Here is an 18,847-nt window from a genome sequence, read left to right as displayed (position 1 = left end):
GCATAATGTGCCTCAACCGGGCCGGATTCGCGGCCCCAACCGGAGCCCGGGCGCGGATGCGCCCCTGTGTTGGAGAAAACCCATGCCCGCCATCACCCATGTCTTCTGGCGCGATATCCCCGCGCAGGTGATCATCGGCAAGGGTCGCACCGGCGCGAAAGCCCCCCTGCCCGAGCGGTTCGAGCAAGCCATTGACCGCGCCGCCATGAAGGTCGGTGCCAAGGATGAGGACGCCTACCTGGCCGGATTCCACCGCGTCGTCGTCGGGCAGGCCGAGGGCGATCTGCTTGAGGTCGCGACCGCCGAGGCCGCGAAACTGGACGCCGCCTATGACAATGAGCGTCTCAAGACTCTGATCGACGCCCAGGGGCATGACCCCGCCAAGACCGCCTAGACCCTTGCCCTCAAAAGCGCCAACCCGGTGGGAGACACTCATGGCCCTTCTCAATTTCCGCAAGCCCGCCCCCGCGCAGACCGGCCCCTCGCCCGAGATGGAGGCGCTGCTGCGCGGCTATTCCATCGAGGTCATGCCCCGCACGGCCGAAAAGGTGGACGACTTCCGTCACTACCTGCCCGCAGGCACCCGCGTCTACATCGCGCACATCGACGGCACGCCGATCGAGGACATGGTGGCGACAGCGGCGCGCATCCGTGCGGAAGGCTATGAGCCGATGCCCCACTTCGCCGCCCGCTCCATCCCCGATGCGGCCACGCTCTCCGATTGGATCGCGCGCTACCAGGGCGAGGCCGACGTGCGCCAGGGCCTGATCCTTGCGGGCGGCATTGCCGAGCCGCGCGGGGATTTCCACTGCTCCATGCAGCTTCTGGAAACGGGGCTTTTCGACAAGGCCGGCTTCACCCGCCTCCACGTCGCGGGCCACCCCGAGGGCAACCGCGATATCGATGTCAAAGGCGACGCGGGCGTGATGGAGGCGCTGCGCTGGAAGCAAGCCTTCAATGACCGCACCGACGCCGCCATGGCCATGGCCACTCAATTCGCCTTTGAATCCACCCCCGTGATCGCCTGGGCCGAGCGTCTGAAGGCCGAGGGGATCACCCTGCCGATTCATCTGGGCATCGCGGGCCCCGGCAAGCTGCAAACGCTGATCAAATTCGCCATCGCCTGCGGGGTCGGAAACTCGCTGCAAGTGCTGCAAAAGCGGGCCAAGGATGTCACGAAACTGCTGCTGCCGTTCGAGCCGAATGAGATCATGGCGGATCTGGCCACCTACAAGGCCGCCCACCCCGACAGCCTGATCGAGGCCATCCACTTCTTCCCCCTCGGCGGGATCAAAACGAACGCGAAATGGGCGATCCAGAATGGGGGGGCATCGACCGAGCCCGTCAACGGGCCGGAGGCGGCGTTTGCATGAACTTTGCCCCCCTGCTCAAGCTTGAGCAAGGGGCTAAGTATCTGATATCAAAAGAAAACAGAATTTCATTAACCTTTTGCTCAGGGTTTTACCGCGCGTCTCAGTGCCTGCTGGCCCAGGCCAAAAGGGCATGCAGGATCAGCCCCGGCAGGTAGACCTCGGGCTTGCCGGTGACATAGGCGACGTAGCCGTACCAGCCGGAGAGTTGGCAGTAGAGGCTGCACTTGCAGGCGTAGAGGCGGGCGGCGGTGCGGATGCCGTCGCGGAACGTCTTGGGTTCGGTCTTCATGTCTTTGGTCCTTGCGATGAAGGACCCGCGGGTCAGTTGATTTCTTGGTCGACTGCCCCGAATATGAACGAGCGCCACGGCAAAGGACCGGCCGCAAATATCAGAACTTGTTGGCGTTTGTCGGCTTTCGTTGGGGTTTGTAGGAAAAATGGAAAGCCATTTCGGCCAACGCTTCGGCGTCCTGATCGCGCGCAAACGCGAAGAGCGCGGTTGGAGCCTCGCGCAACTGGCCGTTGCGGCTTACGGCGATGACAGCAATGGCGGGGAAACCCGCAAAGCAGACGTGCAAAAGCTTGAAGCCGGAAACTCCCGTAAACCCAACGCCGCCACGATCCGCAAATACCGCCTCGCCCTCGATCTGACGCAGGAGGAAATCGACGCGTGCCGGACACCGGAAGAGATTGAACTGGCGCAGTTCGCAAAGGCCCTCTTTGACGTTATCGCCGAAGGGGCCAAGGCCGCAGGCCTGACCGAAGACCTCGCACTGGCCGTGTCTGAAAACTACGCCGAAAACAACCACGGCAATTTTAAGGGCGCTTTGGCCAGTTTGAAGGATGCTTTGTCCAAGGCCGCCGAGGCGCAACGGCGGGGCGACTTCGGTTCCAACTTCGAGACGGACGCCGAAAAGTTCATCCAGCACATCAACGCCCGCAACCGAGAAGGCGAAATCGACGAGGCCTACACCGACCTCCAAGCCGAGGCCGCGAGCCGCGCCGAGCGGCGCGAAGCGATGCTGGCCGAGGACACCCGCATCCTCGACCTGCTGATCACCCAAGCGGCCATGGCCAATGATGCCGACGGCTATGCGCAGGCGCAGCTGCAACGGGTGCAACTCGACAGCCCTAGCGCAGAGGACACGTTCAAGCGCCTGCGCGCACTCCAAGGCGAACGCTACGAAGAGGGCCTCCGCCTCGGTACGCCCTTCGCGCTGACCGCCGCCGCAGGCCTCGCACGCAAATGTGCCGAGATCGCGCCCACGCCTTACCGCCGCACCATGGCACAAAACGACCTAGCCATCGCGCTGGAAGCCCAAGGCATCCGCACCCAAGGGGCGGCGGGCAATACCCTGCTGACGGAGGCCGTGGACAGCTACCGCGCCGCCCTGCGGGTCTACATTGAGGCCGACCACCCCGTGGACTGGGCCATGACGATGCAAAACCTCGGCGGCGCGCTGCAAACCCAAGGCAGCCGCACCCAAGGGGCCAAAGGACATGCCCTGCTGACGGAGGCTACAGACAGCTACCGCAGCGCCTTGCGGGTTTTCACCGAGGCCGACCACCCCGTGGACTGGGCCGGGACCATGCAAAACCTCGCCGTCGCGCTGGAAACCCAAGGCAGTCGCACCGACGGACCCGAGGGCCCTGCTCTGCTGGCGGAGGCCGTGGAGAGCTACCGCAGCGCCTTGCGCGTCTACACCGAGGCCGAACGCCCCGTGCAGTGGGCCGGGACGATGCAAAACCTCGCCATCGCGCTCAAAAATCAAGGCACCATTACTCAGGGGGCTGAGGGCAACGCCTTGCTGGCCGACGCCGTGGACAGCTATCGTTCCGCTCTGCGGGTCACCACCGAGGAGGACCACCCCGTGCAATGGGCCATGACGATGCAAAACCTCGCCATCGCGCAGCAAAACCAAGGCACCCGCACCCAAGGGGCGGCGGGCAATGCCCTGCTGAAGGAGGCCATGGAGAGCTACCGCGCCGCCCTACGCGTCCGCACCGAGGCCGACCACCCCGTGGACTGGGCCATGACCCAGGAAAACCTCGCTGTTGCCGAAGTTGCCCGCGCCGCGCACGACACCACCCCCGACCCGCGCCCGCACCTCGACGCCGCCCTTATCCATGTGGACAATGCCCTACGCATCTACGACCCGGTGCACATGTCCTACGACCACGCCAGAGCCGCGCGCCTCCGCACCGAAATCCTCAAAGCCCTCGACGCCCTGCCCCCCTCATCATCTTCATGAGCGCAATGGCCCGTGACGTCGCGGCCAAGCGCGGCTATGTCGCCTCTGTGCCGTCGCCCCTGCGCCGCCCCCACTAGGGTCGCGCAAAACGGCCCATCAAGGAGAGCGGAACCGTGACGCGTACCATCATTGAATCGAAAACCAAGACCACCGTCATCGGCTTTGATGAGCCGTTCTGCGTCATTGGCGAGCGGATCAACCCCACCGGCCGCAAGATCCTGAACCAGGAGTTGGAGGACGGCGATTTCAGCCGCGTGGAGGCCGACGCGATTGCTCAGGTCGCCGCGGGCGCGACAGTGCTGGACATCAACTCGGGCGCGGTCTTTTCGGGCAAGATGGCCGAGGACCCGCGCTATGCGGACAACAACTTCGTCGAGCCGCCCCTGATGAAGCGGCTGATCGAGATCGTGCAGGCCGTGACCGATTGCCCGCTGTGCATCGACAGCTCCGTGCCCGGCGCGCTGGAGGCGGGGCTTGCGGCCTCTGAGGGGCGTCCGCTGCTGAACTCCGTCACCGGCGAGGAAGAGCGGCTGGAGGTGGTCCTGCCGCTGGTCGCCAAATACAACGTGCCCGTGGTGGCGATTTCCAACGACGACACCGGCATCAGCGAAGACCCGGACGTGCGCTTTGCGGTGGCCAAGAAGATCGTGGAGCGGGCGGCGGATTTCGGCATTCCGGCCCATGATATCGTGGTGGACCCGCTGGTCATGCCCATCGGCGCGATGGCGACGGCGGGGCACCAGGTGTTTACGTTGGTGCGGCGTCTGCGCGAGGAATTGGGGGTGAACACCACCTGCGGGGCGTCGAATATCAGCTTCGGGCTGCCCAACCGGCATGGCATCAACAACGCCTTCCTGCCGATGGCCTTCAACGCGGGCATGACCAGCGCGATCATGAACCCCGTGGCGCTGCCCGTGGGGCCCAAGGCGATCGCCGCCAAGAAGGCGCTGGTGGAGGCCGCCGGGATCATCTTGCCCGAGGGCATGGATGATGAGGCCTTCGTGAAGATGTTCGGCATGGGGTCGACCAAGCCGCGCCCCGGCAAGGAGATGGAGGCGATCCGCGCCGCCAACTTCCTGCTCAACCACGATGATGGCGGCGGCGCGTGGATCGCGTTCAACAAGGACCCGGATGCCGCCCCCCGCCGGGGCCGCGAAGGCGGACGGCGCGGGCGGGGCTAAGCGCGTGCCCCAGCCGGGACAAGACCAGCGTCCCGGCCCATGGCTTGCCCGCATCGCCTTGCGCCTTCTGCTGATCGCGGCCATTGCCCTGGTCGCGAGCAAGCTGATCTCGCTCTCCATGGATCTGACCGCGCGCTTGCCCGAAGCGGGCCAGGGTCCGATGCAACTGGTCCTCGTGCTGAGCGCCCTGGCGATCTACGCCTTGCTGATCGCCATCCCGTTCGTGCCCGGCATCGAGGTCGGCATCGCCCTTCTGCTACTTCGCGGCGCGTCTATTGCGCCCGCCGTCTACCTGGCGACGCTGACCGGGTTGCTGCTGGCGTATTTCATTGGCCGCCTGGTGCCGGATGCAACGCTTGAGCGGGCGTTCCGCGACGTCCGCCTGCATCGCGCGGCTGACCTGATCGCGCAAAACGCGGCGATGACGCCCGAGGAGCGTGAAGGCGCGTTGCACGCCCGCCTACCCCTGTGGCTACGCGCGGCCCTGACCCGCTATCGCTATGTGACCCTTGCGCTGCTGATCAATCTGCCGGGCAACGCCTTTCTGGGGGGCGGCGGTGGGTTGATGATTGCGGCAGGCCTCAGCCACCTTTTCGCGCCGCGCCAAACGATCCTTACGCTGATGCTGGCCGTGCTGCCGTTCCCCTTCACCATCTGGTGGTTCGGTACCGGCATGTTGGGACTGTCATCAGGGTGATATCCATGACCAGATAGGCATCTGCCAGACTTCCCTTGGACCGGACCGGAGCCGCCCCACATGCCCTCGCCCCTTGAAAACCTGATGATCCTTGACCTGACCCATGTGCTGGCGGGGCCGTTCTGTTCGCAGTCCCTTAGTGCGCTGGGGGCACGGGTCATCAAGGTCGAGCGTCCGGGAACCGGCGACGACACCCGCGCCTTCCCCCCGTTCAAGGACGGCGAAAGCGTCTATTTCAACGGCCTGAACCACGGCAAGCAATCCATTGCCCTTGACCTGAAAGCCCCGGAAGACCGCGAAATTTTCGAACGCCTGCTGGCCCGCGCCGATGTGCTATTGGAGAACTACCGCCCCGGCGTGATGGATCGTCTCGGCTATGGCTATGAGGCCCTGCACGCCCGCTTTCCGCACCTGATCTATGGCTCTGTGTCGGGCTATGGCCAGACCGGGCCGGATGCCTTGAAACCGGCCTATGACATGGTTGTGCAGGCCCGCGGCGGCGTCATGTCGATCACCGGTGAAAAGGGGCGCGAGCCTGTGCGCGTCGGCGCCTCGGTCGGGGATATCGTCGCCGGGATGTACCTGGCCCAGGAGGTCCTCGCGGCGCTCTATGATCGCGACCGCACGGGGCTGGGGCAGATGATCGATGTGGCCATGCTCGACGGGCAACTGTCGATCATGGAACATGCCGTCGCCATGGTCGCGGCAGGCGGCCCCGCGCCCGAGCCTGCGGGCGCGCGCCACCCCTCGATCACACCGTTCGAGACGTTCCACGCGGAAGACGGGCTTTTCGTCATCGCCGCAGGCAACGACACGCTGTTCCAGCGCCTTTGTGACGCGCTCGGCCACCCCCATTGGGCGACCGCGCCGCGCTTTGCAACCAACGCCGCGCGCTGCGAAAATGCCCGCCTTCTCAAGCGGATGATCGAGCTGGAGACCCTGTTGCGCCCCAAGGCCCACTGGATCGACCTGTTGGAAAAGGCCGGCGTGCCCACCGGCGAGGTTCAGAACGTCGCCCAGGCCATGCAAGACCCGCAGATCCTGGCGCGCAACATGGTGATCGAGGTCGCGGGGCGGGACGGCCGCGCGCCGCAAAAAGCCGCCGGAAACCCTATCAAGATGAGCGGCCTGCCGGACCCCGCCACGCGCCCGCCCGCGCCCGCGCTCGACGGGGATCGGGCCGCCATTCTGGCATGGCTGGATGAGGGGCCGGATGCGGGGCCTGCAACCTGACGTTTCCCGCCCGCCCAAGGCCGCATTTCGGCTGTCCCCGCCGGGCCTTTGCGCTAGTCTCCGGCCCATGACTTCCAGCGCGGACACAGCCCCATGACCGACCAGACCCCCCTTGTGATCTTCACCCCCTCGGGCAAGCGCGGCCACTTTCCCGTGGGCACGCCGATCCTGACCGCCGCGCGGCAGTTGGGGGTGGACCTTGATAGCGTCTGTGGCGGGCGGGGCATCTGCTCCAAATGCCAGATCGCGCCTGCCTACGGGGATTTTCCCAAGCACGGCGTCACCGTCCGCGATGGCGCACTGAGCGACTGGAATGAGGTCGAAGCGCGCTATGACCGCGTGCGCGGCCTGAAGAAGGGCCGCCGTCTGGGCTGTCAGGCCAAGGTGGAAGGCGATATCGTCGTCGACGTGCCGCCTGAAAGCCAGGTGCACAAACAGGTCGTCCGCAAGGCGGCCTCCACCAAGCCCATCGTGATGGACCCGGCCACCAAGCTGGTGATGATCGACGTGGTGGAACCGGACATGCATTCGCCGTCCGGCGATCTGGAGCGGGTCGCCGACGCCCTGCAAGCGCAGTGGGATATCGGCCCGGTCACGGCACGCCTGCCCGTGCTCAAGGCGTTGCAACCGGCGCTGCGCAAGGGCAAATGGCAGGTTTCCGTCGCGGTGCACACGCCTGCGGGCAGTGACACCAGCCAGATCCTTGGCGTCTGGCCCGGCTTCCATGAAGGGGGGCTTTACGGGCTGGCGGTTGATCTGGGCTCCACCACCATCGCGGCCCATTTGTGTGACCTGTCCGATGGGCGCGTGCTGGCGTCATCGGGCCTGATGAACCCGCAGATCCGCTTTGGAGAGGACCTGATGAGCCGGGTCAGCTACGTGATGATGAACCCCGGTGGCGATGCGGAAATGACCGCCGCCGTGCAAGAGGCGCTGAACACGCTTGCCGTGGATATCGCGACAGAGGCGGGCATCGACCCCGCCCTGATTTTCGAAACGGTGATCGTCTGCAACCCGGTCATGCACCACCTGCTTTTGGGCATCGACCCGGTGGAACTGGGCCAGGCGCCCTTTGCGCTGGCGACCTCTGGCAGCCTGACCCTGGATGCGCGCGACATTGGCCTGTCCGACATCGCGCCCACCGCGCAGCTGTATCTGCTGCCCTGCATCGCGGGCCACGTGGGCGCGGATGCGGCCGCCGTGGCGCTGGCGGAGGAGCCCAACACCTCGCAAGACCTTGCGTTGATCGTGGATGTCGGCACCAATGCCGAGATCCTGTTGGGTGACACCAACGGCGTCCTCGCGTGCTCTTCCCCTACCGGGCCTGCGTTCGAGGGCGCGCAGATCAGCGCGGGCCAGCGGGCGGCGCCGGGGGCGATCGAGCGGATCGAGATTGATCCCGTGACCAAGGAACCGCGTTTCAGGGTCATCGGTGTGGATGCGTGGTCTGACGACGCCGATTTCCCCGCCGACACCCAGATCACCGGCATCTGTGGCTCTGGCATCATCGAGGCGGTGGCCGAGATGCGCATGGCGGGCCTGCTGGATGCCTCCGGCCTGATCGGCAGTGCGGAGGCCACCGGCACCGCGCGCTGCGAGCCCACGGGCCGCACCCACGCCTACCTGATCCATGATGCCACGGCGACGGGCGGTCCCCGCGTTACCGTAACCCAGGGCGATATCCGCGCCATTCAACTGGCCAAATCGGCGCTCTATGCGGGCGCGCGCCTGCTGATGGACCAGCGCGGCGTCACCAAGGTGGACCGCGTGGTGCTGGCGGGTGCGTTTGGCGCGCATATCAGCCCCAAGCACGCGATGGTGCTGGGGATGATACCCGATGTGCCGCTGGACAAGGTTCAATCGGCGGGCAATGCGGCGGGCCACGGCGCGCGCATTGCGCTGTGCAACCGCGCCGCGCGGACGTCCATTGAGGCGATCGTCCGCGATATCCACAAGGTGGAGACGGCGGTGGAGCCGCGTTTTCAGGAGCATTTCGTCAACGCCAATGCCATCCCCCATGCCACCGATCCGTTCCCGGAACTGGCACAGGTCGTGACCCTGCCCAACGTGGCGTTCGGTGCCAGCGGCTCGGCCCCGGGCGACGGCGGCGGGCGACGCAGGCGACGACGCGGTTAGGCCCGGCGCACCTCGAACCGGCAACGGGTGCCGGGGGCCTGCGCGCCGCAGGAGACCTCGGTGCAGGTGGCGCGCGGTGTTACCAGCGTTTGGTAGAGGTGCCCGAAAACGCCCGCATGCCAATCACACAGGCAGTGTTCACTGACCTCCCCTGCGATCAGCGGGTTGGCCTCGATCTCGAAGGTCCAGGCATCCCGGACGTGCAACGTGCCCGAGCCGACAAAGGTCCAGGCGTTCCGGGAAATCGCCCTGGACAGCAAACGCGCGGCGGCAAAGGGTGGCAGGGCCTTCAGCACACGCTGCGCGGGGCGCGGGATCCGGTGCGCGAGGATGTAATCGGCCGTTCGCCGCCCCGCCTCCGCCGCCATGGGCGCGGCCCGTTCAGGCGCGTCATGGCGCAACTGGCGATGCAGTCGCGCCGCGTCCTCTTCAGGGATCATCCGGGTGCCGTCGGGCACTTGGTCAATACCCGCCGCCGCCAGTATCCGCGCGCGCCCCTCCTGCCCGCCCCATTGGTCAAGCACCGGCAGCATCTGCAAGATCGCGTTCGGTCCAATCAGCGCGGCGGCGTTCTGGCCATCCTCAGACGTCCTCCATTTGCTGCGTGCCACCCCCACAGGCCTTTACTCTAGCACCGTTCGGCATCTTGAAGTCACGCTTGCGCTCGATCGTCTGGGCCTTCACCGCCTCACGCCGCTCGGCCGCCTTGGCTGCCTTGTCGGCGGACGCCTCCCAATCATCCATCTGCGCCTCGGCAATGGTGCGGGTCTCGTCAAAATGGAAATCCAGTTTGTGCTTCGACTGTGGCCCCGTATAGCCGACCTTGCCAAGGTCATAGAACGTGCGCCCCACGCCCGCCTTCAGGAAGGCATAAAGACACCCCAGCAGATACCGCCGCCGGAAGCCCGTGCCGCGCCAGGGGTAATGGAACAGCGCCTTTTTCATGTAGAAGCGGCGGTAGTTGTTCATCACCCCGTCCAGCAATTCCCCCCGCTCCATCGCGGCGGGCTTCATGATCGGGGTCACAAAATTATACCGAGAGAAATCAAACACTTCCACCTGGTCCTTCAACTCCTGGAACAGCGGCGTGAAGGGCCAGGGCGTATACATTGACCAGTTGGCCAAATCCGGCTGCCAGTCCCATGCCATCTGGTAGGTTTCCTCCAACGTCTCGGGCGTCTCGTTGTCGAGGCCCACGATGAACTGCGCCTCCACCAGGATATCGGCCTCTCGCAGGAGGCGAATGGCTTCCTTGTTCTCCTCGACCTTTGTTTCCTTGTTGAACACGTCCAGCTTCATCTGCGCCGCCGCTTCCGTCCCAAGGCTTACATGCACCAGCCCCGCCTTGCGGTAGAACTTCAACAGATCGCGGTCGCGGTAGATGTCCGTCACCCGCGTGTTGATGCCCCATTTCACACGGTCGGGCAGGCCCCGGTCGATCAATTCCTGGCAGAAGGCCACGAATTTCTTCTTGTTGATGGACGGCTCCTCGTCGGCCAGAATGAAGAAGCCGACGCCATGATTATCCACCAGATCCTCGATCTCATCGACGACGTCCTTGGGGTCGCGAACGCGGTAGTCGCGCCAGAATTTCCACTGCGAACAGAACGAGCAGGTGAACGGACACCCCCGCGCCAGGTTCGGGATCGCGACACGGGTGCCGAGGGGAATGTAGATGTACTTCGACCACTCCAGCACCGACCAATCGGGCTTGATCTTGCTCAGGTCCTTGACCGTTGAGGCCGCAGGCGTCGCCACGATCTGGTCGTTATCGGTGAACGCCAACCCCTTTATCTTGTGCCTCTCGGCCGGGAACCGCCCGTCTTCAATGGCCAGCATCAGCTCGGTGCAGATCTCTTCCCCCTCACCGCGCACGATCACGTCGACCCAGGGCGCCTCGCTTAGCACCTGCTTGTACATGAACGTCGCATGCACGCCGCCCATGACCCGCACCGCCCTGGGCACCACATCCTGCGCGATCTTCAGAACGTCTTCTGCCCGGTAGATCGACGGCGTGATCGCCGTGACCCCCACCACATCGGGGGCGACTTCCTCGATCTGTTTTGCCAGATCGGCGTCAGTCAGATTGTCCGTCATGGCATCGATGAAGTGAATGTCGTCAAAGCCCGCTTGACGCAGATGACCCGTCAGATACGCCACCCAGGCCGGCGGCCAGGTCCCGGCAATTTCTGCGCCCCCAGACCTGTAGTTCGGATGTACGAAGAGTATGCGCATGTCGGCCCCCTGAAATATGTACATCTAAGTTGACACATAAAATGTCAGGATAACTTGACACAGATCAAAGACCCCGGCGCAAAACCGGCCCCCGCCCGCCAGCCACGCCGACCCGACCCGGCCCGGCGCGCGCCCCGGCACGTGGGCGCAATGCATCACCGATACCGCCACAGGTTGACGAGCCCCCGACCCTCGCTTATCTCACAGGCAAGGGCGGGTATGGTGAAAAGGTATCACGGCAGCTTCCCAAGCTTTAGTTACGAGTTCGATTCTCGTTACCCGCTCCAAGAACTTCCTGAACTTTTGCGACGCCTTCTACCGCGTCGTCCGGCCGCCGCCTTTGCGGTGTTTCCTGCGGGCCCTGCGTGTACGGGCCCTACTGTGGTTGCGCGTGTTGGGCGCCTCTCGGTCGCGCACGAAAACGACCCAAAGGGCTGCGGCGATGATCGCCGCGACCACGGCAGCGACGCCACCAAAGGCCCACAACATGATCTCCACGGCGCGTCTCCTGCTTCCAACGCCCGGCGTCACACCCCGAGGCTGACGATCACATTAGGGATCTCGGACCAATCGTCAAACGCGGCGGTGTGGGGCAGATCCTCCACCGGCGTGGTGCGATATCCGGGTGTGAAAAGCACAAACGGCACGTGCGCGCGTGCGGCGGTTTCGGCATCCACATCACTGTCGCCCACATAAATCGACGGCCCCGTGCCCAGGGCGTCGAAGGCCGCCAGAAGGGGCGCGGGGTCAGGCTTTCGCTGGGGCAGGCTGTCGCCGGTCAACACCGTATCAAAGAGATCAGCCCACCCCAGATGCGCCAGCACCGCTTGCGTCGGAAGGTGCGGTTTGTTGGTGCACAGGCCAAGGCTGTGGCCCCGTTGCTCCAACCGCGCCAGGGCCGCCTCTACGCCGGGGTAGATCAGCGTCTGCGTCACCGCGCCCTCATAGTGGTGGAGGAAGCGCGGCACCAAGGGTGCGGGGTCGGGAAGGTCGCGCGCCCGCGCCATCCGCTCAACGAACACCACCGCGCCCGCCCCCACGAAACTGCGCGCCTGGTCGACGGACAGCGGGGCTTCGCCCACCTCTGCCAGGGTCGCATTGGCGGCGGCGGCGATATCGGCCACGCTATCGATCAGCGTGCCATCAAGGTCGAACACGATCCGGGCCATGGAAGGCTCCCTTGCCAATGCACTTCGCCTGGTGATTACATCATCGCGCACCGGAGGACCATGAATGCCCGACATCCCCTATCACACCCCCCTGCCCGCCGAGACCCTGCGCGCCCTTGGCATCCCCGCGCCGTGGACCTTCGGCCTGGCCGACCGGGTCCGGTTCGGAGAGTTGGACGCCATCGGCCACGTCAACCACACCGCCTATCTGCGCTGGTACGAAAGCTTCCGCCTGCCCTTCCTGGCCGCGCGTGGGGTGACGGATTACGGCCCCGCGTCGCCGAAGCTGGTGCTGAAACAGGTGCAGTGCAGCTATCTGGCCGAGATGGGGATGGGTGAGGATTACGTCGTCACAGGCCGTGTCAGCCACTTTCGCACGACATCCTTCACCATGGCCTTTGCCGTCTGGCGCCTGGGCGACACGATGGACTGCACGTCCGAGGGCAGCGCCATCGTCGTTCTGCTGAACCGCGATGCGCCGGGCCGCTACGCGATCCCTGACGCGGGCCGCGCGGCGTTCCTGTCCGAGGACGGCGCAGTGGCAGAGGGCTAGATGCCGCCCGCCGCCCTTACCGCCGCCACCAGCGCAAGTGTGGAGCCATCCTTGCCCGCCCCCTCATCGGCCCCGGACAAGACAGGCTCCAGCGCGACGGCCAGCTCCTTGCCCAACTCAACGCCCCATTGATCGAAGGAGTTGATGCCAAGGATTACCCCCTCCACGAACACACGGTGTTCATAAAGCGCGATGATCTGGCCAAGGGTAAACGGCGTTAACTGATCATAGAGCAGCGTGGTAGAGGGGCGATTGCCCGAGAAGACACGGTGCGCAGCCTGTCGCGCCAACTCCGCCCCCTCAAGCCCCTTCGCGGCCATCATTTCGCGGGCCTCATCCAGGCTGCGGCCCCGCATCAAGGCCTCGGACTGTGCCAGGCAATTCGCGACAAGAAGGCGGTGGTGATGCGCAAGCTCTGGCTCGTGGCCCTTGGCGGCGACAAGGAATTCGCAGGGGACGACGCGCGTGCCCTGATGGATCAACTGGTAGAACGCGTGCTGTCCGTTGGTGCCGGGCTCGCCCCAGACGACGGGACCAGAGTTCATCGCCAATGCGCTGCCGTCCATGGCCACGGATTTACCGTTGCTCTCCATTTCCAACTGCTGAAGATAGGCGGGCAAACGGCTTAGACGGTTGTCATAGGGCAACACGGCGCGGGTCGCGTGGCCTTGCACCTGATTGTGCCACATCCCCACCAGCGCCAACAGCACCGGCAGGTTGTCCGCCAGATCGGCGTCCTGGAAATGCCGGTCCATGGCGGCCGCGCCGTCAAGGAAGTGTTGGAACGCCTGTGCGCCCACGGCGATCATCAGGCCAAGTCCGATCGGCCCCCAAAGCGAGTAGCGCCCGCCGACCCAATCCTCGAACCCGAACGTGCGCCCGGGCGGGATTCCAAATTCCCCCGCCTTGTCGGTGGCCGAGCTGAGCGCGACGAATTGCTTTGACGGATCCGTGACGGTCCTCGCCATCCAATCGCGCGCCGTACGCGCGTTTGTCATCGTCTCGATCGTAGTGAATGTCTTTGACGCCACGATAACCAGAGTTCGTTCTGGATCAAGCCCTTGCAAGGCGTCGTTAATGTCAGCCCCATCGACGTTGGAGACATAATGCACCCGAGGACCATCGTGATACGGGGCCAAAGCCAGTGTCGCCATTTTGGGCCCAAGGTCCGAGCCCCCGATGCCGATGTTGATCACATCGGTGTAGCTACCGCCCTGCCCGACGATACTGCCATCACGCACGGCCTGTGCGAAATCCAGGCATCTTGCGCGGGTCGCCAGAACCACTGGCATGACATCTTCGCCATCCACAAGGATCAGCCCAGAGGCCGCGCGCAGGGCCGTGTGCAGAACGGCGCGCCCTTCGGTCTCGTTGATCTTCTCACCGGAAAACATCGCCGCGCGGCGCGCTTCAACACCTTTGACACGCGCCAGTTCCAGCAGCAGCGACAGCGCCCCGTCGTCCAACTGCGTCTTGGAAAAATCGAAGTACAGCCCATCCGCCCGCGCCGAAAACTTGGCGACACGGTCTGACTTATTGAACAGTTCCAGAATCTTACTCTGTACCTTCGCCGCGTTGTGCGCCCGCAGTTCTGACCAGATCTCACCCATCATCGTCACTCCGTCCAATGGACTGTTGCGCCAGCCAGGACCGCTCGGATCGGCGCCTGTTCAACTGGCAAATGACGCGCGCGCTCCAGCGCCTCGCGTTTCTCGGCACCGGTGATTACCACGTGCTTGCTCATCGCGCCGTTCAGGACCGGCGCCGTCAGGGTGATGCGTGGCTCGCCCGCGCCCTCGGCACGCATCGGCATCAGCAAAGGCGCGTCCGAGGCCAACGCCGCCGCCAGATTGTCGGCACCGGGAAACAGGCTCGCAGTATGCATATCCGCGCCCATTCCCAGCAACAGGACCGAGATCGGCAGATGCGGCGCAAGGCCTTCGGACAGCTCTGCCATCGCATCCTCTGCGGCCATTCCAGCCTTGAACAATGGGATCAACGTCGCGCTGGAAGCCTTTGATACCAATAGCTTTCGCCTTAGCAATGCCGTGTTGGAACGGGGGCTGTCTTCATCAACCCACCGCTCATCATTCAGCACGACCGAGACCCTGTCCCAATCCAGTGCCTGCTCGCTCAAGACATCGAAAATGGGCCCCGGCGTGGTCCCCCCCGGCACGCAGAGCGTCGCGCGGTCGTTACCGCGCAGAGCCGCTGCAAGCTCTCCGGTCAAGCGATCCGCGAGGTCCAGCATCATCAAGTCACGGTCGGGGTATTCGACGAATTCCTTCATGCCAAATCCCTCCAACGGCGGCCATCGCGATGCATCAGCATCAACGCCTCTTCCGGGCCAGTGCTGCCTGTCTCGTAGTCGACCGGTTTGTCGTTGCGGGCCTTCCAGCCCTCGATGATCGGGTCGGTCCAGGCCCAGGCTGCCTCTACCTCATCGCCGCGCATGAACAACGTCTGGTCGCCCCGAATGACATCCATGATCAGCCGCTCATACGCGTCCGGCACATGGCTTGCGTCATGGCCCAGCGCGTCGGCGAACGACATGTCGAGGGGCACATCAACAAGGCGCATCCCCCCCGGACCCGGTTCCTTGATCGTGACCCGCAGATCGATGCCCTCATTGGGCTGCAACCGGATCGAAAGCACATTGGCCTTGTTGCCGGCGTCTTCTTCGAAGATCGAATGGGGCGTCTCCTTGAAATGCACCACGATCTCGGACCCGCGCGCCTTCAGGCACTTGCCCGTGCGCAGGTAGAACGGCGTGCCGTTCCAGCGCCAGTTCGCCACATGCAACTTCATCGCGATGTAGGATTCGGTGCGCGATGCCGGGTCTTCAACGTCGTCCAGATAGGACGACTTCCCCACATATTGCCCCCGCACGATATCGGTCGAGGCCACCGGATCCAGTGCCCGGATCACCTTCAGCTTCTCGTCTCGCACGGCGTTGGGCTCGAACCTGTTGGGCGGCTCCATCGCTGTCAGGCACAGCAGCTGCATCAGGTGGTTCTGCACCATATCGCGCATCGCGCCGGACTTGTCGTAGTAGGCCCCACGCCCGCCCACGCCGACTTCTTCGGCCACGGTGATCTGGACGTGATCCACGTATTGAGCGTTCCACAGCGGCTCGAACAGGACGTTGCCAAAACGGATCGCCATGAGGTTCTGGACCGTTTCCTTGCCCAGGTAATGGTCGATCCGGTAAATCTGGGTCTCTGCGAAATGCTCGGCCAGCGTCGCGTTCAGCGCCTGCGCCGAGGCAAGGTCACGCCCGAACGGCTTTTCCACAACGATGCGCGCGTCGGCACGCGCGATTCCATTGGAGTGCAGCCGCTCGGCCAAGGCACCGAACAGGCTGGGAGCGACCGAGAAATAGAAGGCCTGCGTGACGTCATCACGCATCTTGGCCTTCAGTTCCGGCCAGCCCGCCTCGCCCACGGCATCAATCGCCAGGTAGTCCAGACGCTCCAGAAACGCCTTCACAAGCGTCTTGCCCAGTTCTTCCTTCGGGAGGAATTCCTTCAGGGCCTCATGGACCCATTTGGTCCATGCCGCAGCGGTTTGCTTGGTGCGCGCCGCCCCGATGATCCGGGCGTCCTCGGGCATCTGACCATCGCTGAACCGCCGGAACAGGGCGGGCAAAATCTTCCGCCGGGCCAGATCGCCTGTGCCGCCAAAAATGACCAGATCAAACGGGTCGACCGGAATGACGCGCGAGACCATGACAGGTCCTCCTCAAATTGCGTTAGCGCTAACAGCGCCCTTCTATCCGACACCGCAACGGAATGTCTAACAAAACCGACGCGGGCAAGACCAGTCTTTGACGGGTCGCAAAAATGCGCCACCCAAGTCAGGGACGTCGGGCCGCCCACCATTCGCGGGGCTTGACCCGCGCCCGCGCGCGCCGTCCGGCCCAGCGCCGTGCAACCTTACGGCCCCACCCGCCCAACTCGCCGACCGCAAGCCGATACCACAGCCGATCCAGCACGCCCCGGCGCGGCATCGTGAACGGGCAGACCCGCATGCAGATCGCGCAATCGGACCGCAGCTTCGCCCAATATCCAAAGCACGCCTCCGCGTCCGAGGTCCATTTCTTGACGCCGTTGATCGCGGACGGCCCCTTGCCCCCGAACGCCGGTGCGCCAAACGGCAGCGCCTTGACCGGGCAAGCCACCGCGCAGACATCGCAGCCCTCACAATAGTCCTTCAATCCCAAGGGCTTCACGGCATCGACGGCCAGAGGCATGTCGGTAAAGATCTTCGAGAACCGGACCCGAGGGCCATACTCTGGCGTCAGCACCATCTGGTTGCGTCCGTATTCCCCCAACCCCGCCTTGACCGCGTAGGGAATGACAAGGGCCGTGTCGTTCATGCTGGCCACCGCGCGGTAGCCGAGGTTGCGGATATAGGCCGCGACCTGCATCACAATTGCCGCCTCGTGCGAATATTCGCGCCCCGTCGCCGCCCCCGCCAGTGCGCTGGGATAGGTCTCGACAAGATCCGCATCCATGGCGTGGCCCATGACGATCACCTGGCCCAGACCCTCGGGGAGGTCATTCGGCACAGCCTCCATCGTGCGCACATCGGGCCGGGCGGAATAATGCCAACGCGCATCGAAATCGGTGATGCCCACCAAATCGGCACCAAACAGCTTGGCGATGGCCTTCATCTCTGCCGCCTCCGCCTCGGGCGTGCCAAGCTCGGCCTTGTCGGGCGCCACCGGCGTGTCGTCGCGGATCGCCCCCTGAAATCCCTCGCGCAGACCCTCCGCCGCGCTCCGCTCGGACACAATGTCCGAAATCAGCCACGCCGCATTGCGCAGCGCGAAGTCCTTCTGCGTGAACCCGTCGCCCCGGCGCGGCGCGGCCTCCATCCGGTAGCTGGCAAAGAACGCGTCGGTGTCGTTGGATGTCACCCGCTCGTCCCAGAACGCGCGGGTGAAAATGTCGTTGCGCTGATCGAACCGCTCGAAATCGTCCGAGATCTCGAACCCCGCCGCCTGGTCGCTCGCCAGCAAATGCTCTGGCGTTCGGTTCGCCGGGTAGCTCACGGCTGCATCGCGCAAATCAGCTCGAACATTACCGAGGCGCCCAACCACGACGTGATCCCGCCATTGTCGAACGGCGGCGAGACTTCCACCAGATCGGCCCCGATCACATCCAGCCCCCGCAAGGCCCGCACACAGGAAATCGCCTCGAACGAGGTGGGCCCACCGACCTCGGGTGTGCCGGTGCCGGGCGCGAAGGCGGGGTCGACGAAATCGATGTCGAAGGACACGTAGGTGGGTGCGTCGCCCACGACTTCGCGGGCGACCTGCATGACGCTGCCCCAGCCCCGCTCCATGCATTCCTCGATCGGCAGGATCCGAACGCCCTTTTGCGCGCCGTAGTCGAAGTCCGAGGTGTTGTAGGACGTCCCCCGCATCCCCGCCATGACGCAGCGGGTCGGGTCAAGGCACCCCTCCTCGATCGCTTGGCGAAACGGGTTGCCGTGGGTCAGGGTCTTGCCGCCGAAGTACGGCGGATAAAGATCCGTATGACTGTCCAATAACACCAACCCAAACGCCTCGCCGCGTGCCGCACGCAATTCCCTTAACACCGTTAACGTACACAGATGATCGCCGCCCACCATGAAAGGCAGGATGTCTTGCCCCAGGACCCCGCGCACAAACGCCTGCGCGCTTTCCAACGCCTCGTCCTGATCTACCGGCGACATCGCCACATCGCCCAGGTCCGCGATATTCGCGGCCTGGAACGGCAATTGCCCGGTCGCGCGGTTCATTTCCCGGATCATCGTCGAGGCGTCGCGCAACGCGCGCGGTCCATGGCGTGCGCCGGGCCGGTTCGATGTGGCCCCGTCCCAGGGCAGCCCGAAGATGCCGATATCCACCTCGGCCCGCTTGGGGTCATTGGCGGCCAGGTAGGGCAATCGCATGAACGAGGGCACGCCCGCGTAACGCGGCAAATCTGTGCCCGAGGGCGGCAGGAAGAACGGATCGGACATGGGAACTCT

Annotated in this window: 18 protein-coding genes and 1 tRNA gene; 9 read left to right on the top strand and 10 right to left on the bottom strand. The window is 64.7% G+C overall.

The window, feature by feature from the left end:
* Positions 1-82 precede the first annotated feature (82 nt).
* Both KUL25_RS03315 and KUL25_RS03310 read left to right on the top strand, forming a co-directional pair.
* Positions 83-394, top strand: coding sequence for a virulence factor (locus tag KUL25_RS03315; RefSeq protein WP_257891631.1), 312 nt, complete (start codon positions 83-85; stop codon positions 392-394).
* 40 nt (positions 395-434) lie between these two features.
* Positions 435-1,373, top strand: a complete 939-nt coding sequence (locus KUL25_RS03310) for a methylenetetrahydrofolate reductase (protein WP_257891630.1) — start codon at positions 435-437, stop codon at positions 1,371-1,373.
* Between the two features lie 100 nt (positions 1,374-1,473).
* On the opposite strand, the gene KUL25_RS03305 is transcribed toward KUL25_RS03310, so the two are convergent.
* Positions 1,474-1,662, bottom strand: coding sequence for a hypothetical protein (locus KUL25_RS03305; RefSeq protein WP_257891629.1), 189 nt, complete (start codon positions 1,660-1,662; stop codon positions 1,474-1,476).
* Between the two features lie 148 nt (positions 1,663-1,810).
* On the opposite strand from KUL25_RS03305, the gene KUL25_RS03300 reads away from it, so the two are divergent.
* The 5 genes from KUL25_RS03300 (at position 1,811) to KUL25_RS03280 (ending at position 8,872) form a co-directional block, all read left to right on the top strand.
* Positions 1,811-3,625 (top strand): helix-turn-helix domain-containing protein, encoded by a 1,815-nt coding sequence (locus KUL25_RS03300; RefSeq protein WP_257891628.1) that lies wholly within the window; start codon positions 1,811-1,813, stop codon positions 3,623-3,625.
* 113 nt (positions 3,626-3,738) lie between these two features.
* Complete coding sequence (locus KUL25_RS03295) at positions 3,739-4,806, top strand: methyltetrahydrofolate cobalamin methyltransferase (RefSeq protein WP_257891627.1); 1,068 nt, start codon at positions 3,739-3,741, stop codon at positions 4,804-4,806.
* Positions 4,807-4,810: 4 nt separating this feature from the next.
* The gene (locus KUL25_RS03290) at positions 4,811-5,503 is read left to right on the top strand and encodes a hypothetical protein (protein ID WP_257891626.1); all 693 of its coding nucleotides are present in this window, start codon (positions 4,811-4,813) and stop codon (positions 5,501-5,503) included.
* A 60-nt stretch (positions 5,504-5,563) separates the two neighbouring features.
* Positions 5,564-6,736 (top strand): CaiB/BaiF CoA transferase family protein, encoded by a 1,173-nt coding sequence (locus tag KUL25_RS03285; protein WP_257891625.1) that lies wholly within the window; start codon positions 5,564-5,566, stop codon positions 6,734-6,736.
* A gap of 93 nt (positions 6,737-6,829) precedes the next feature.
* Positions 6,830-8,872 (top strand): ASKHA domain-containing protein, encoded by a 2,043-nt coding sequence (locus KUL25_RS03280; RefSeq protein ID WP_257891624.1) that lies wholly within the window; start codon positions 6,830-6,832, stop codon positions 8,870-8,872.
* On the opposite strand, the gene bchJ is transcribed toward KUL25_RS03280, so the two are convergent.
* A complete protein-coding gene (bchJ, locus tag KUL25_RS03275; RefSeq protein ID WP_257891623.1) occupies positions 8,869-9,483 on the bottom strand; it encodes a bacteriochlorophyll 4-vinyl reductase in 615 nt (204 codons plus the stop codon). The two genes, KUL25_RS03280 and bchJ, sit on opposite strands and share 4 nt — an antisense overlap.
* Positions 9,455-11,107, bottom strand: a complete 1,653-nt coding sequence (gene bchE / locus KUL25_RS03270; protein WP_257891622.1) for a magnesium-protoporphyrin IX monomethyl ester anaerobic oxidative cyclase — start codon at positions 11,105-11,107, stop codon at positions 9,455-9,457. Before bchE ends, bchJ begins: the two co-directional genes overlap by 29 nt.
* A 213-nt stretch (positions 11,108-11,320) precedes the next feature.
* On the opposite strand from bchE, the gene KUL25_RS03265 reads away from it, so the two are divergent.
* A tRNA-Gly gene (locus KUL25_RS03265) sits at positions 11,321-11,394 on the top strand.
* Between the two features lie 28 nt (positions 11,395-11,422).
* On the opposite strand, the gene KUL25_RS03260 is transcribed toward KUL25_RS03265, so the two are convergent.
* Together KUL25_RS03260 and gph are read right to left on the bottom strand one after the other, a co-directional pair.
* Entirely contained in the window at positions 11,423-11,605 is a 183-nt protein-coding gene (locus tag KUL25_RS03260) for a hypothetical protein (RefSeq protein WP_257891621.1), read from the bottom strand.
* Between the two features lie 29 nt (positions 11,606-11,634).
* On the bottom strand, positions 11,635-12,276 hold the full coding sequence (gph, locus tag KUL25_RS03255; protein ID WP_257891620.1) for a phosphoglycolate phosphatase: 642 nt from the start codon (positions 12,274-12,276) through the stop codon (positions 11,635-11,637).
* 64 nt (positions 12,277-12,340) lie between these two features.
* On the opposite strand from gph, the gene KUL25_RS03250 reads away from it, so the two are divergent.
* Positions 12,341-12,829, top strand: coding sequence for an acyl-CoA thioesterase (locus KUL25_RS03250; protein ID WP_257891619.1), 489 nt, complete (start codon positions 12,341-12,343; stop codon positions 12,827-12,829).
* Here KUL25_RS03250 and pgi read toward each other — a convergent pair.
* From pgi to KUL25_RS03225, 5 genes are all read right to left on the bottom strand, one after another.
* Entirely contained in the window at positions 12,826-14,439 is a 1,614-nt protein-coding gene (pgi, locus tag KUL25_RS03245) for a glucose-6-phosphate isomerase (protein WP_257891618.1), read from the bottom strand. The genes KUL25_RS03250 and pgi overlap by 4 nt on opposite strands.
* Positions 14,440-14,444: 5 nt before the next feature.
* A complete protein-coding gene (pgl, locus tag KUL25_RS03240; RefSeq protein ID WP_257891617.1) occupies positions 14,445-15,119 on the bottom strand; it encodes a 6-phosphogluconolactonase in 675 nt (224 codons plus the stop codon).
* On the bottom strand, positions 15,116-16,558 hold the full coding sequence (gene zwf / locus KUL25_RS03235) for a glucose-6-phosphate dehydrogenase (protein ID WP_257891616.1): 1,443 nt from the start codon (positions 16,556-16,558) through the stop codon (positions 15,116-15,118). Before zwf ends, pgl begins: the two co-directional genes overlap by 4 nt.
* Before the next feature lie 127 nt (positions 16,559-16,685).
* Complete coding sequence (locus KUL25_RS03230; RefSeq protein WP_257891615.1) at positions 16,686-17,885, bottom strand: 4Fe-4S dicluster domain-containing protein; 1,200 nt, start codon at positions 17,883-17,885, stop codon at positions 16,686-16,688.
* Positions 17,882-18,838, bottom strand: coding sequence for an agmatinase (locus tag KUL25_RS03225; RefSeq protein WP_257891614.1), 957 nt, complete (start codon positions 18,836-18,838; stop codon positions 17,882-17,884). The genes KUL25_RS03230 and KUL25_RS03225 overlap by 4 nt, the downstream gene beginning before the upstream one ends.
* Positions 18,839-18,847: the final 9 nt, after the last annotated feature.

It is taken from the genome of Gymnodinialimonas phycosphaerae (assembly GCF_019195455.1).
Lineage (GTDB): Bacteria > Pseudomonadota > Alphaproteobacteria > Rhodobacterales > Rhodobacteraceae > Gymnodinialimonas > Gymnodinialimonas phycosphaerae.
Note: the sequence above shows the minus strand (reverse complement) of the source record. Positions and strands in the feature narration are given on the sequence as shown.